The organism is Pseudomonas laurentiana, assembly GCF_014648275.1.
GTDB classification, from domain to species: Bacteria; Pseudomonadota; Gammaproteobacteria; order Pseudomonadales; family Pseudomonadaceae; genus Aquipseudomonas; species Aquipseudomonas laurentiana.
On the sequence record NZ_BMQU01000014.1, the window covers coordinates 125,873 to 139,222 of the forward strand.

A 13,350-nucleotide genomic window follows, 5' to 3' on the forward strand; every position below is an offset into this window, starting at 1 on the left:
GCGCCAACACCCCGAACCCTATGTTTCGACAGATTTTTTCTTTAACCATCACAATTGAGCGCTAAGCTTGTCCCATGGACGACTCAGACTATCTACGCCTGCTCACGATACAGGCCGAGCAGGCCAATGCGTTCCTCTCCAATGCTCGTAAATGGGAACGTGAGCGTTGGGTCTGCCAGCGCCTGCTGCAAGGCTTGAACATTCCTTACCGCAATGATGACTTTACTCCAGCCGGCCAGGAACCGCCGGATGTACTGTTTCGTGACGCGGCCTTCGAGGTGTTCTTTGTGCTCGACGAAGGTCGTCGGCTGAATGACGAGTGGCGCGAAGAACTGCAACGTCGCCGCAGTGCTTTCTCGCTTAGCCAACTGGTCCGCCGCGAGGCCCGCCCAAGGCGAATCAGCGCCCACGAACTGTTGGCGCGCCTGGCTCCGACGCTGAGGAAAAAAGCGCACAACTATAAGGAACGCGGCCTGGACCTGGGCGAGCTGGACATCATTGCCTTTGCCAGCCTGAAACGGGAAGTGCTTGATCTCAACAGCCATTTCCCTCCGCCCACCGAGTACCTGCGCCAAGGCTGGCGGTCACTGTCGCTGGTCGGTCCGACCTTTGCCCGTGTGCTGTTCGCTCACCCCGATGCCCCAGACTTTTTGCGCAGCAATCTGGGCCGCAGCATTCTCTTCGATGTCGGCATCAGCCTCTGACCCGGTCTTGGGCAAAAGCGTTATGGCAAAAAATCAACGCCGGTGATAAAAAGCGTAACCATTCGCTGTGAACACCCTTTCATTACCGCCGGACGGACCTTTGGCAAGCGACTAGAGTGAACGCTATAGCGTTCCCATAGTCACAAGCGTCTATCTGGCGAGGCCCCCATGACAAGCCGTCTGACCCCCGAAGATCAACAACGTGTCGATCACTACCTGCGAGCCCCGCAGCATCAAGTCGAGCGCAAGCCTTTCCGGCCCTGGCTGCTCCTTGTGCTGGTGTTGGCCGTGACGATCGGTTTGGGCCTGGTCAGCCGCCTCCTGAGTCAATTGGTGCTATGAGCTGCCTTGCGCTCGCCCACGCCGCACGCCGCCTGCGGCTGATCACTCAGGCCCCGAATTCCGTAAACCTTATGAGATATCTCCATGACTCACCGTATCGTGATTGTCGGCGGCGGCGCTGGCGGCTTGGAACTGGCGACCCGCCTGGGTAAAACCCTGGGCAAGCGCGGCAGCGCCAACATCACCCTGGTCGACACCAACCTGACGCACATCTGGAAGCCGCTGTTGCACGAGGTGGCTGCCGGGTCGCTCAACACGTCCGAGGACGAACTGAACTACGTGGCGCAGGCCAAGTGGAATCATTTTCAGTTTCAGCTCGGGCGCATGAGTGGGCTGGACCGTGCCACCAAGCAAATTCAGCTGGCCGCTACCCTGGACGAAGACGGCCGCGAGCTGCTGCCCGCGCGTACCCTGGGTTACGACACGCTGGTGATTGCGGTTGGCAGCAATACCAACGACTTCGGTACCTTGGGCGCGGCGCAAAACTGCCTGTTCCTCGACACCCGCAAACAAGCCGAACGCTTCCACCAGCAGTTGCTCAACCACTATCTGCGTGCCCACGCAGGCGACAACGCCAACCAGAAGATTAGCGTGGCCATCGTTGGCGCAGGCGCTACCGGGGTGGAGCTGGCAGCAGAGCTGCATCATGCTGCGCACGAGCTGGCGGCCTATGGCCTGGACCGGATCAAGCCACAGGACATGCATATCACCCTGATCGAGGCAGGCCCACGCGTACTGCCGGCCCTGCCAGAGCGCATCAGCGTGCCGGTGCACAAGACGCTGGAGAAACTCGGCGTGACGGTCATGACCAACGCGGCAGTCAGCGAAGTCACCGCCGAATCGCTGAAGACCAGCAATGGCGAGGTCATCGAGGCCAGCCTCAAGGTCTGGGCGGCCGGCATTCGGGCACCGGCGTTCCTCAAGGATATCGACGGCCTGGAAACCAACCGCATCAACCAGTTGCTGGTACGCCCTACCCTGCAAACCACGCTGGATGACGACATCTTTGCCTTTGGCGATTGCGCCGCCTGCCCGCAACCCGGCAGCGACCGCAATGTACCGCCACGGGCACAGGCCGCTCACCAGCAGGCTTCACTGCTGGCCAAGGGGCTCAAGGCTCGTCTGGAAGGCAAGCCGTTGCCAACCTACGCCTACCGTGACTACGGCTCGCTGGTGTCGCTGTCCAGCTTCTCGGCAGTCGGCAACCTGATGGGCAACCTGACGGGCAGCGTCATGCTTGAAGGCTGGCTGGCGCGGATGTTCTACGTCTCGTTGTACCGCATGCACCAGATGGCGCTCTACGGCACCTTCCGCACCTTGATGCTGATGCTCGGAAGCCGCATTGGTCGCGGCACTGAACCACGCTTGAAACTGCACTGATACCCCACCTGTCGGGTGGCCGCTCAGGTGACCACCCGATAGGTGCTTTGCACAAAGCCACTCTCGTAGGCGGTGGTTTTAAGGTGTTGCAACCGAATGTCTCGCTCCAGCTCGCCAAACAATGGGATACCCGAGCCAATCAGCACCGGAATACGGGTGATGGTGATCTCGTTGAGCAACCCGAGCCTCAAGAACCCCTGAATCACCTTGCCGCCATCCAGATAAAGGCTTCTGGCGCCCGATCCCTGAAGAAAATCCATCAACGCCGGGATAGGCCCGGAATGCACCTCTACCGCCTCCTGCAGGGCCTGAGGGATTGTCTCGCGGGTCAGTGTTGAGCTCAGCACCACAATACGCTTTGCGGTATAGGGCCACTCGCCAAAGGTCAGCACCTTCTCGAAAGTCGAACGCCCCATGATCAGCGTGTCGATGGTCGCCATAAAGGCGGTGTACCCATGATCATCCGCCGAATGGGTCGCGCCAATCAGCCAGTCCAGGCTGCCGTCTTCACGTGCAATGTAGCCGTCCAGGCTGGTGGCAATAAATGCACTGGCTCTCAACGTCATCGTTAGCTCCTCGTCGAACAGGTGGGTTGCTCAGGACATCGTCTACAGACCTGACATCGTAGACGGCAAGGATGCGTCAAAGAGCGCTTGATGCACAGGGCAGCCCACCGACACCACGCCAACGGCTATTAATTAAACCTGACAGATTCGACAACTTAATAAACACTCCACAGTCTTTATTTACCCTGGCACTATTTACCCTTGAATAAAAGCCGTCCTGCCTGACATAACGACAACTTCCTACAATTCCTTCAGCAGAGTCACATATAACATCCTAGGCCACACACTTACTATCTGCATCGGGCAACGCAGCACATCATAAAACGCCAATGCGAACCCATTGCCCTGTGTGGAAACTCTCTCAAATGGAAGTGTTACCTATGAAAATTGTTCGAAATGTTTTGATCGGCTCTGCCTGCCTGATCGGTGCAACTAACGCATTCGCCAGCGAAAGTGCTGACCTTCGCGTCAAGGGTATTATCTCGCCAGCGGCCTGTACGCCAGCGTTTAGCGGTATTATAGACTATGGCTCTATTGATCCCACTACTTTAAATCCAGACAGGCCCACAGTACTTCCAAGAAAGCAAATCAGTTACACCATTTCCTGCGATGCAGCTGTTAGCTTTGGTACCACATGGACTGATTCCCGTAACGATAGCGTAATCGGCGGGCACGATTCTTCATTTGATGACTATGTTTACGGCCTTGGCTTTCAGGGCACCAACAAAATCGGCAAATACATTCTAATGATTGACCCTTCCACAAGCGGTGACGGAAATAAGGTCAATGTAATCTATCGTCCAAAAGCTGGTGGCGAATGGATGAATGGCAATGAATTCATGGGCACTAAGACTATTCACGCGTACGCAACTCCAGGCTCACTAACCCCAGGGAGCTACACCTCTATAGCAGGTAAATTAATAGTAGAGACCTATATCGCAGCAACTGAAACCCTCGACATGAGCAAGACTGTTGAGCTGGACGGTTTGGCAACGATGTCAATGTACTACCTGTAATGTCTTAACCGTGATATTGCACCACTGCAACGGGACTGCAATATCACGGTTTTTGTGCATTCGACACTCGTCCACGCATTAGTTTAATCGTTCTCGAAGGCGACTTATGAGCGCAATGTGTAACCGTGCATTTTATTTAGCGGCGGCCACTGCACTGGCCATTTTAATGGGTAACACCCATGCTGCGGGCATGCTGCCAGAATCCTCAGTAATACTGATTAATGTCGCTGAGGGCGAGGGTGTTATCAATGTGACCAACACCGACGATCAGGCCGCATTGCTGTACACCTCACTAGAACACCTGCCTGATGACCCTGAGCAGTTTTTAATTGTCACGCCTCCGGTTGCACGCGTTGAAGCCGGCGACAAGCAACTGGTCCGTTTCATTGTGCAATCGGAACAGCCCATCACGACACAAAGGCTCAAGCGCGTTAGTTTCGAAGGCATCCCGCAAAAAGCACCTGACGGATCGACGAAAATCACTGTGACGGTACGCCAGAACTTGCCGGTATTGATCACACCGGCCGATCTACCCGCCAAATCAGACCCCTGGGCCGAACTGAAGTGGTCCGTTGACGGCCAAACGCTGACGGTGAAGAACGATAGCCGTTACGTCGTTCGCCTCAACCAGCAAATCATTGCTCTTCCAGCGGACATCGCGCTGACCTTGCCACAGACACATGTACTGCCTGGGCAGACACACCACATTGAACTGCCTGCAAATGCCCGACTCGGTGCAGGTACGAGCATTCGCATTTTCCCGGTCAACACATTTGGTTTTGCGGTTGATCCTTTCGACGCGCCACTGAACACCTGACACCCAACTCAAGACGTCAGGAGTGGCGCCCTTCATGAATATGTTGGTGACGGCGGCGGGCGTGATGCGCGTCGCAGCATGCCGCACGTTAGGCGTTCAGCGCCTTGCACCTTTGGCGGCGGTCGTCTCCACGCTGATTGCTTGCGGAGCAGGCAGCAGCGCTGCGTGGTCCGCTACAGCGCCTCAGGCGGCTCATGCTGACGCGAGTGATGATAGCGCATTCGCCTCATTCGACCTGGGCATGCTGAAGAGCCGGGGAATTGATCCCAAGGTTGCAGATTTTTTTGGCCGAGCACCTCGCTTCTCCGAGGGCACTCGACGGGTAACGCTGACCGTGAATGGCCGCTCACAAGGCAATGTCGAGGTGCACTTCGATGCAGAGGGGCACGTGTGCTTTAACCAAATGCTGTTAAATCAAGCCCAGCTGAAAACACCCGATAGCCGCTACAAATCGAACGACAGCTCAGCGACTCCCGACGAGGACTGCTACGACTTTGTAGCGGCCTACCCGCAAACCGAAATCGTGCTATTGCCCAATCGCGAAGAGGTTTCCCTGCTTGTCAGCTCCGATGCCCTTCGCCCCTTTAGTGAAGACGTGAATGTTTACCAGACCGGCGGCATCGCGGGGATGTTCAACTATGAAATTCTGGGACTGAACACTCAGTTCTCCGGTTCCAGCAGCCGCTACTACTCGACCGACACAGAATTGGGCGTCAATGCCGGGGACTGGATTCTACGCAGCCGACAAAGCTACTCGGCTCAGAACGAAAGTGAGCGTTTCCAATCGCTGTACACCTATGCACAAAAAACGTTCGCCCCCATCGCATCAACCCTGCAAGTCGGGCAGATCAACATTCGCAACTCGGTGTTCCCTGGGGAGGCGATAACAGGCTTACAGCTGGTGCCAGAGGCAGGGTTGCAGCCTAAGAGCCTAGGGGGCGCGACAGTCCAGGGGATTGCCCAGAGCCAGGCGCGGGTAGAGGTGCGTCAGTCTGGAGCACTTGTCCATACATCGCTGGTGCCGTCCGGCCCTTTCACCTTACCGAATGTACAACTGCTGAACAGCTTTACTGACCTGGATGTGCTGGTGGTCGAATCCAGTGGCGAAGAACACCGTTTTACAGTGCCTGCGGCCTCCCTGGTTCAGACATCGTTAAGCGCACCTGGCTTTTCCATGGCTGTCGGCGAGGTCAGAACCTTTGGGGAAAGCACAATGCCATCTCCCACGCTGGTGACAGCAAGCAGTGGCTGGCTTCTGGGCCAGAGCAGCACCGTTTCTGCCGGCTTGATGGTGAGTGACAACGCTTATCGGGCAGGGGCCTGGACACTGGGCACTAAACTCGGCACTGCAGCGTCGGTCAGTGCGCGCAACACCTTGACCTATGCCGGCGAAGAGGACGTCATGGGTGCTCAGGGCAGCCTCAGCATCAGCTCGAACCTCTCGCAGAACATCAACGTCAGTGCCAACTACACACGACAGAGCGACGGCTTCCGTAGCCTGCACGATACCGTACAGGCGCCCAATCAAGACAGAACGAACCCTATGACCCGCGACCAGTATGGGATCGGCTTGGGATGGAACGATGCACGGCTTGGCAGCCTTACAGCAGGCTACTCTCGATCCAATCGCTTTGACGGGCAGACGTCGAATCATGTGAATGCAAACTGGAGCAAGTCGTTCAAGCACGCCACCGTCAGCCTGAACCTCAGTCGCGATCTTGGAGGACGGACCGGCAGCGGCAATGGTGCTGAACAACCTGACCAAGCCAGAGAACGCAACACGGCCATGTACCTCACCGTAAGCGTGCCACTGGGTGGCAACCGCAGTGTCAGCAGCTTTGCGAGCAAACGAGATGGCAACACCCGCTTCGGTACGACCTTCCAAGACTACAGCAGTGATTTTGCATCTTATCGCCTGAGCACTGAACGCGATGCCCAGCAGCAGAGCTTTTCGGGCGATGTGAACATGCTGCCTCGCTTTGCTCAGGCCAGCCTTGGGTACTCGCGCACTGGCGCCGATAGCAGGACCTACAGTGGGCAGTTACGAGGTGGTGTAGCCCTTCATGGTGGAGGCGTGACACTGTCACCTTACCCACTGACCGATACCTTTGGCGTGGCCAAGGTGGGGGATGTGTCAGGTGTGAAACTCAATACACCTGGTGGGCCGGTCTGGACCGACCCATGGGGTAATGCCGTGCTGCCACAGGTCAACGCCTATGGCAGCACCCCTATCGAAATCGATACCAAGAGCCTGCCGCGAAACGTTGATATCCAGAATGGCTTCAAAGCGCTCTCAGCGGGTCGAGGTTCTGTCAGCACACTCGACTTCCCGGTGATCAAGTCACGCCGGGCACTGTTACACGTAACCGACGAGGCCGGTAACACGATCGGCAAAGGCGCCAGCGTGTTCAATGCACAAGGCGACTTTGTGACCACCGTGGTAGAGGACGGCAAAGTCTTCATTAGTAACGTTGAGTTGAATGATGCCCTGACCATCAGCCTTGGGGAGGAGCAATCGTGCAACGTCAGTTTCATGCTGCCAGACGAGCAAGACCTGAATGTCTATTTTGAAACAGCCAATGCCACCTGCAGCACAAGTTGATTGATAACCCCATTGGATGGGTAGGAACCGTTATGAATAACGTATGCCGCTACGTGAGAAGCATTGCACGGATTGCGCTCTGTGGCCTTGGTGTCATGGCTGCGGGGCACGCAATGGCTCAGAAATGCACGATCCGCTTGAGCGAATCGAACATGAATTTCGGCCGGATCATTGCGCCAGGTTCAAACGCTCGTCAACCGACTGGACATCTGTACACACTGGGTAGTCGAAGCATCGGCCTGAGCGCCAACTGCCCGACCGCTGCCACCCCCATGCTGGTTTTGCGTGGGGAGACGTACGCTGACCACTTCAAGTTTGCGCAGTCAGGACACGTCCGAGTGCGCTTGAGCAATGCAATGCTCGACGGTCGGCGGGTCGATCTGGCACGCGCTGACTCAGGCGCGGCGGCACCAGACTCGTATGCGTCATCGATTGAAGCAGTACCTGGTGACAGCGTCATCCCAATAAGCGAAGGAGCACCGGCACTGGGCTCTGTGCTTTCGCTTCAGGTCGAGATACGACCATTGGTGCCGATTACTGAATTGCGCACGCGCGACACGAAAACACTGGAGGCCCACCTGGCCTTTCAGGTTCAGCATTTCTGAGAGCCGCACAAACGAGGACTACGACAGAAAAGTCGTACGGAGAACCTCTGGACCCCAAAACGAAAAAAGGCGCCTTTTTAGGGGCGCCTTCTTTACATGTATGGTCGGGGTGAGGGGATTCGAACTCCTGACATCCTGCTCCCAAAGCAGGCGCGCTACCGGACTGCGCTACACCCCGGTAAAAAGATGGAGCCTTACGGCGCCTTCTTTTCGTTACATGACACATACGGTGTCATGCCTTTTAAGATTCGAGCCTGACGGGTCAGACTCGAAAATGGTGGGTCGTGTAGGATTCGAACCTACGACCAATTGGTTAAAAGCCAACTGCTCTACCAACTGAGCTAACGACCCTGAAAATGGTCGGGGTGAGGGGATTCGAACTCCTGACATCCTGCTCCCAAAGCAGGCGCGCTACCGGACTGCGCTACACCCCGAAATTGGCTCCGCGACCTGGACTCGAACCAGGGACCCAATGATTAACAGTCATTTGCTCTACCGACTGAGCTATCGCGGAACTACATTTCAGCTACTGCAATTTCGAAAACTGTATCTCTACCGCTTCGAACTCTTTGACGTTTCCGTATCGCTACGTTCATGTCTCTGAGGCGCGCTATTTTACAATTTCCAAAACCTCTGTCAACCCCCAAATTACTGATTTGCAACTTTTTTTCAGTTTTTTCAGATTCTTCAAACCAACCAAGAATCTGCGGGGTGACTTACAGCGGGGCGCACTTTACAAGCACTGGAGAAAAATTGCAAAGAAAAAAAAGGCCTCGAAAATCGAGGCCTTAGCGTAACCCTCAGAAAACTCAGGCGAAGGTAATTTCCTCGCCCTCCACTTTCGCGGTAATCGCGCTGCCAGGCAGGAAGTGCCCCGACAGAATCAGCTGCGCCAGCGGGTTTTCGATCCAGCGCTGAATGGCTCGTTTCAGTGGCCGTGCGCCGTAAACCGGGTCGTAACCAACGGCAATCAGCTTGTCCAACGCTTCCGGGCTGAGCTCCAGGCTCAGTTCGCGTTCTGCCAGACGACTGCGCAGGCGTCCAAGCTGGATCTGCGTGATGCCGGCGATCTGCTCGCGCCCCAGCGGCTCAAACACCACCACTTCGTCGATACGGTTGACGAACTCTGGCCGGAAGTGCGAACCGACCGCATCCATCACTGCTGCACGCTGGGCCTCGCGGTCCCCCACCAGCTCCTGGATCTGTGCCGAGCCCAGGTTGGAGGTCATCACGATCACGGTATTGCGAAAATCCACCGTACGCCCATGACTGTCAGTCAGACGACCATCTTCCAGCACCTGCAGCAGCACGTTGAAGACATCCGGGTGCGCTTTCTCGACCTCGTCGAGCAACACCACCGAGTAGGGCTTGCGACGTACCGCTTCGGTCAGGTAACCACCCTCTTCATAACCGACATAGCCCGGTGGCGCACCAATGAGCCGTGCCACGGAGTGTTTCTCCATGAACTCGGACATATCAATACGCACCATCGCCTCTTCAGTATCGAAGAGGAACTCGGCCAATGCCTTGCACAGTTCAGTCTTACCGACGCCGGTTGGGCCAAGGAACAGGAACGAACCACTTGGCCGGTTCGGGTCGGACAAGCCGGCACGGGAGCGACGTACGGCGTTGGCCACTGCAACCACGGCCTCTTCCTGGCCGATCACGCGTTCGTGCAGCAGGCTTTCCATCTTCAGCAGTTTCTCACGCTCGCCTTCGAGCATTTTCGAAACCGGGATGCCGGTCCATTTCGACACGACTTCGGCAATTTCTTCCTCGGTGACCTTGTTGCGCAGCAACTGATTCTCGGCCTTGCCGTGCTGGTCGACCATCTGCAGGCTGCGCTCCAGATCCGGAATCACACCGTACTGCAGCTCCGCCATGCGGCTCAGGTCACCCTTGCGCCGCGCAGCTTCAAGCTCCTGACGGGACTGCTCGATCTTCTGCTGGATCTGGGCCGAACCTTGCACCTCTGCCTTTTCCGAGGTCCAGACTTCTTCCAGATCGGAATACTCACGCTCAAGGCGCTCAATCTCTTCCGTCAGTTTCTCCAGGCGCTTGAGGGCGGCTTCATCCTTTTCCTTGCTCAATGCCTGGGACTCAACCTTCAGCTGAATCAGGCGACGCTCAAGGCGATCGAGCACTTCCGGCTTGGAGTCGATCTCCATACGGATACGGCTGGCAGCTTCATCGATCAGGTCGATGGCCTTGTCCGGCAACTGCCGGTCAGTGATATAGCGATGGCTGAGCTTGGCCGCTGCGATAATCGCGCCGTCAGTGATCGCCACTTTATGGTGAACCTCATAACGCTCTTTGAGGCCACGCAGAATGGCAATGGTGTCTTCTTCGCTCGGCTCATCCACCAGTACTTTCTGGAAACGCCGCTCCAGGGCCGCATCCTTCTCAATGTACTGACGGTACTCGTTGAGGGTCGTTGCGCCGACACAATGCAGCTCACCACGCGCCAGCGCGGGCTTGAGCATGTTGCCGGCGTCCATGGAGCCCTCGCCCTTGCCGGCGCCGACCATGGTGTGCAGTTCGTCGATGAACAGGATGATCTGGCCTTCCTGCTTGGACAGTTCGTTGAGCAGCGACTTGAGGCGCTCCTCGAACTCGCCACGGAACTTGGCGCCCGCAATCAAGGCCCCCATGTCCAGTGACAGCAGGCGCTTGCCCTTGAGGCCGTCCGGCACTTCGCCATTGATAATGCGCTGAGCCAGCCCTTCAGCAATGGCCGTTTTACCCACGCCAGGCTCACCAATGAGCACCGGGTTGTTCTTGGTGCGGCGTTGGAGTACCTGGATGGTGCGACGGATCTCGTCGTCACGACCGATCACCGGGTCGAGCTTGCCCTCTTCAGCACGCTTGGTCAGGTCAATGGTGTACTTGTCCAGGGCCTGACGCGACTCTTCGGCATTCGGGTCATTCACTGCCTCGCCACCACGCAGGTTGCTGATGGCGTTTTCCAGTGCCTTCTTGGTCACACCCTGGCCAAGCAGGAGCTTGCCCAGCTTGCTGTTCTCGTCCATGGCGGCGAGCAGTACCAACTCGCTGGAGATGAACTGGTCACCCTTCTGTTGAGCCAGGCGGTCTGCCTGATTGAGCAGGCGCGCCAGGTCCTGGGACATGTTCACGTCGCCCGTGGGGTTCTGGATTTTTGGCAGTTGGTCGAGTTCTTTGGCAATGGCCTTGCGCAGGCTGTTGACGTCAAAGCCAACTTGCATCAGCAACGGCTTGATTGAGCCGCCCTGCTGATCGATGAGCGCCTGCAACAGGTGCGCAGGCTCAATGGCCGGGTGGTCCATGCCCACCGCCAGAGATTGGGAATCGGATAACGCCAGCTGTAGCTTGCTGGTCAAACGGTCAATACGCATAAGTTACCTTCCTAGTTAGGGCAGGTCGGAGCGATGGACACACCTGATGAAGATAAACCTGCCAGAGATACCACAGTAGTTTGGGATCATTCTGGAAGATTCAAGCGTAGCGCGCTTGACGCAGATCAGCGCGGAGCGAGCCAGACCAGCGAAGCGAAGCGGCCAGTGCCCGGATTACGCCGGTAGGAGTAGAAGCGAGGATCGTTGAACGTACAGAAACCACCACCATACACCGCCGTCACACCCCGTGCGGCCAGGCGCAGACGCGCCAGTGCATAGATATCAGCCATGTACTTGCCGGGTTTGTCGCCGGGGACAAAGGCCTGGGCTGTTTCTGGATGCGTGGCCATGAATGCGTCACGCACTTCGGCCCCGACTTCGAAGGCAGCGGGGCCAATGGCCGGCCCCAGCCAGACCAGCACGTCGCGCGGATCAACCTGCAGGCTGTCCAGCGTGGCTTCGAGCACACCGTTGGCCAAACCGCGCCAGCCCGCATGGGCGGCCGCGACCCGAGTACCAGCACGGTCGCAGAACAACGCGGGCAAGCAATCGGCAGTCATCACGGTGCAGGCCACAACCGGCGTGTCGGTCCAGCTAGCATCGGCTTCAGCGATCACGCCCGGGTCGGCGTGCGCCACCACGACGCCATGAACCTGCTTGAGCCAGGCCGGTTGGATGGCGTATTCAGCGGTAAGGCGCTGACGGTTTTCGGCGACTGCTGCCGGCTCATCACCGACATGATCGCCCAGATTGAGGCTGTCGTAGGGCGCCTGACTGACGCCCCCGGCACGCGTGGTGACGCACGCCTTGACCACGGCTGGCGCAGGCCAGTCCGGGATCAGCAGGTCGCACGCCAACCGGCTCATCCGACGAACGCCTCGCGGTCCTGCTTGAGCAGCGACAGCAGCCAGACGAAATCATCCGGCAACGGCGACTCCCAGCTCATGCGCTCACCGGTCACCGGGTGGTCCAGCTCAAGGAAGCGTGCATGCAGGGCTTGACGAGGGAAGTTCTTGATCGCTTCGACCATCGTCGGGCTCGCCGCCGGTGGAATACGGAAGCGCCCGCCATAGACCGGATCACCGACCAACGGGAAATTCACGTGCGCCATGTGCACGCGGATCTGGTGGGTACGGCCGGTTTCCAGCTTGACCCGTACATGGGTATGCGAGCGGAAACGCTCAAGCACGCGGTAGTGGCTGATAGCAGGCTTGCCACCTTCCATCACGCCCATACGCTGACGCTGGGTGCCATGACGGCCAATCGGTGCGTTGATCTTGCCACCCGCAGTCACCACGCCCACCACGATGCATTCGTAGATACGGCTGACGGTACGGCTTTGCAACTGGCTAACCAGTTGGGTCTGCGCCTGAATGGTCTTGGCCACGACCATCAAACCGGTGGTGTCCTTGTCCAGACGGTGGACGATACCGGCACGCGGTACATTGACGATGTCAGGTACGTGGTGCAGCAGGGCATTGAGCAACGTGCCATCGGCATGCCCTGCGGCCGGGTGAACGACTAGCCCGGCCGGCTTGTTGATGACCATGATCTGGTCGTCTTCATAGACGATGTCCAGCTCAATATCCTGGGCCACCCACTCGCCTTGGGCCTCTTGCTCGGCGTCCAGCGCCAGCAACGAACCACCATGAACGATATCGCGCGGGCGCAGGACATTGCCGTCGACAGTCAGGCGGCCCTCTTTGATCCAGGCGGACAGGCGCGAGCGCGAATGCTCGGCAAACAATTGGGCGGCGACTTGGTCGAGGCGTTGACCGCCCAATTCGGACGGCACCTCTGCGCGAAGTGAAATAATCTCAGACATGCTCGGATCGGCGGCGGTACAGCCTTTGGTTTCGGCTGCAGGCTTGTGGTTAAATACGGCTTCTTTTTACCCCGGGTATTGCAACGGGGTGTTCATCATAACAGGACGGCCTCGCCCAA

General features: G+C 57.5%; 11 protein-coding genes and 4 tRNA genes. 7 read left to right on the forward strand and 8 right to left on the reverse strand.

All coding sequences use genetic code 11. The features are described from left to right. Positions 1-74: 74 nt before the first annotated feature. The 3 genes from IE038_RS15850 (at position 75) to IE038_RS15860 (ending at position 2,426) form a co-directional block, all read left to right on the forward strand. The gene (locus tag IE038_RS15850; protein WP_065758826.1) at positions 75-704 is read left to right on the forward strand and encodes a DUF1780 domain-containing protein; all 630 of its coding nucleotides are present in this window, start codon (positions 75-77) and stop codon (positions 702-704) included. A 168-nt stretch (positions 705-872) separates the two neighbouring features. Beyond that, positions 873-1,046 (forward strand): DUF3094 family protein, encoded by a 174-nt coding sequence (locus IE038_RS15855; protein ID WP_065758827.1) that lies wholly within the window; start codon positions 873-875, stop codon positions 1,044-1,046. An 84-nt stretch (positions 1,047-1,130) separates the two neighbouring features. Next, the gene (locus IE038_RS15860; RefSeq protein WP_163939791.1) at positions 1,131-2,426 is read left to right on the forward strand and encodes an NAD(P)/FAD-dependent oxidoreductase; all 1,296 of its coding nucleotides are present in this window, start codon (positions 1,131-1,133) and stop codon (positions 2,424-2,426) included. 23 nt (positions 2,427-2,449) lie between these two features. Here IE038_RS15860 and IE038_RS15865 read toward each other — a convergent pair whose 3' ends face one another. Continuing rightward, positions 2,450-2,992 (reverse strand): dihydrofolate reductase family protein, encoded by a 543-nt coding sequence (locus tag IE038_RS15865; protein ID WP_189395896.1) that lies wholly within the window; start codon positions 2,990-2,992, stop codon positions 2,450-2,452. A 380-nt stretch (positions 2,993-3,372) separates the two neighbouring features. Between IE038_RS15865 and IE038_RS15870 the strand changes: the two genes are divergently transcribed. The 4 genes from IE038_RS15870 (at position 3,373) to IE038_RS15885 (ending at position 8,032) form a co-directional block, all read left to right on the forward strand. Continuing rightward, complete coding sequence (locus IE038_RS15870) at positions 3,373-4,008, forward strand: DUF1120 domain-containing protein (RefSeq protein ID WP_189395897.1); 636 nt, start codon at positions 3,373-3,375, stop codon at positions 4,006-4,008. Between the two features lie 106 nt (positions 4,009-4,114). Then, positions 4,115-4,825, forward strand: coding sequence for a fimbria/pilus chaperone family protein (locus tag IE038_RS15875; protein ID WP_229775678.1), 711 nt, complete (start codon positions 4,115-4,117; stop codon positions 4,823-4,825). Between the two features lie 34 nt (positions 4,826-4,859). Beyond that, positions 4,860-7,427 carry a fimbria/pilus outer membrane usher protein gene (locus IE038_RS15880; RefSeq protein ID WP_189395898.1) on the forward strand — a complete coding sequence of 856 codons (2,568 nt, stop codon included), beginning with the start codon at positions 4,860-4,862 and terminating at the stop codon, positions 7,425-7,427. A 32-nt stretch (positions 7,428-7,459) separates the two neighbouring features. Next, the gene (locus IE038_RS15885; protein ID WP_189395899.1) at positions 7,460-8,032 is read left to right on the forward strand and encodes a DUF1120 domain-containing protein; all 573 of its coding nucleotides are present in this window, start codon (positions 7,460-7,462) and stop codon (positions 8,030-8,032) included. Positions 8,033-8,133: 101 nt separating this feature from the next. Here the strand turns inward: IE038_RS15885 and IE038_RS15890 are convergent. The 7 genes from IE038_RS15890 to rluD all read right to left on the reverse strand — a co-directional run bounded on the left by IE038_RS15890 (position 8,134) and on the right by rluD (position 13,231). After that, positions 8,134-8,210: transfer RNA gene (locus IE038_RS15890), tRNA-Pro, on the reverse strand. A 97-nt stretch (positions 8,211-8,307) separates the two neighbouring features. Next, positions 8,308-8,383, reverse strand: a tRNA-Lys gene (locus tag IE038_RS15895). A gap of 6 nt (positions 8,384-8,389) precedes the next feature. Next, a tRNA-Pro gene (locus IE038_RS15900) sits at positions 8,390-8,466 on the reverse strand. A 4-nt stretch (positions 8,467-8,470) separates the two neighbouring features. Continuing rightward, positions 8,471-8,546: transfer RNA gene (locus tag IE038_RS15905), tRNA-Asn, on the reverse strand. A gap of 295 nt (positions 8,547-8,841) precedes the next feature. Beyond that, positions 8,842-11,406, reverse strand: coding sequence for an ATP-dependent chaperone ClpB (gene clpB, locus IE038_RS15910; RefSeq protein ID WP_163933275.1), 2,565 nt, complete (start codon positions 11,404-11,406; stop codon positions 8,842-8,844). Between the two features lie 125 nt (positions 11,407-11,531). Beyond that, complete coding sequence (gene pgeF, locus IE038_RS15915) at positions 11,532-12,272, reverse strand: peptidoglycan editing factor PgeF (RefSeq protein ID WP_163933271.1); 741 nt, start codon at positions 12,270-12,272, stop codon at positions 11,532-11,534. Then, positions 12,269-13,231 (reverse strand): 23S rRNA pseudouridine(1911/1915/1917) synthase RluD, encoded by a 963-nt coding sequence (rluD, locus tag IE038_RS15920; protein ID WP_163933267.1) that lies wholly within the window; start codon positions 13,229-13,231, stop codon positions 12,269-12,271. The genes pgeF and rluD overlap by 4 nt, the downstream gene beginning before the upstream one ends. Positions 13,232-13,350: the final 119 nt, after the last annotated feature.

Excerpts from the sequence above, each read along its gene's own strand:
- IE038_RS15855 (WP_065758827.1), top strand. The coding sequence starts at position 873 with ATGACAAGCCGTCTGACCCCCGAAGATCAACAACGTGTCGATCACTAC.
- rluD (WP_163933267.1), bottom strand. The coding sequence starts at position 13,231 with ATGTCTGAGATTATTTCACTTCGCGCAGAGGTGCCGTCCGAATTGGGC.
- IE038_RS15865 (WP_189395896.1), bottom strand. The coding sequence starts at position 2,992 with ATGACGTTGAGAGCCAGTGCATTTATTGCCACCAGCCTGGACGGCTAC.
- IE038_RS15860 (WP_163939791.1), top strand. The coding sequence starts at position 1,131 with ATGACTCACCGTATCGTGATTGTCGGCGGCGGCGCTGGCGGCTTGGAA.
- IE038_RS15850 (WP_065758826.1), top strand. The coding sequence starts at position 75 with ATGGACGACTCAGACTATCTACGCCTGCTCACGATACAGGCCGAGCAG.
- IE038_RS15875 (WP_229775678.1), top strand. The coding sequence starts at position 4,115 with ATGAGCGCAATGTGTAACCGTGCATTTTATTTAGCGGCGGCCACTGCA.
- IE038_RS15885 (WP_189395899.1), top strand. The coding sequence starts at position 7,460 with ATGAATAACGTATGCCGCTACGTGAGAAGCATTGCACGGATTGCGCTC.
- pgeF (WP_163933271.1), bottom strand. The coding sequence starts at position 12,272 with ATGAGCCGGTTGGCGTGCGACCTGCTGATCCCGGACTGGCCTGCGCCA.
- IE038_RS15870 (WP_189395897.1), top strand. The coding sequence starts at position 3,373 with ATGAAAATTGTTCGAAATGTTTTGATCGGCTCTGCCTGCCTGATCGGT.
- clpB (WP_163933275.1), bottom strand. The coding sequence starts at position 11,406 with ATGCGTATTGACCGTTTGACCAGCAAGCTACAGCTGGCGTTATCCGAT.
- IE038_RS15880 (WP_189395898.1), top strand. The coding sequence starts at position 4,860 with ATGAATATGTTGGTGACGGCGGCGGGCGTGATGCGCGTCGCAGCATGC.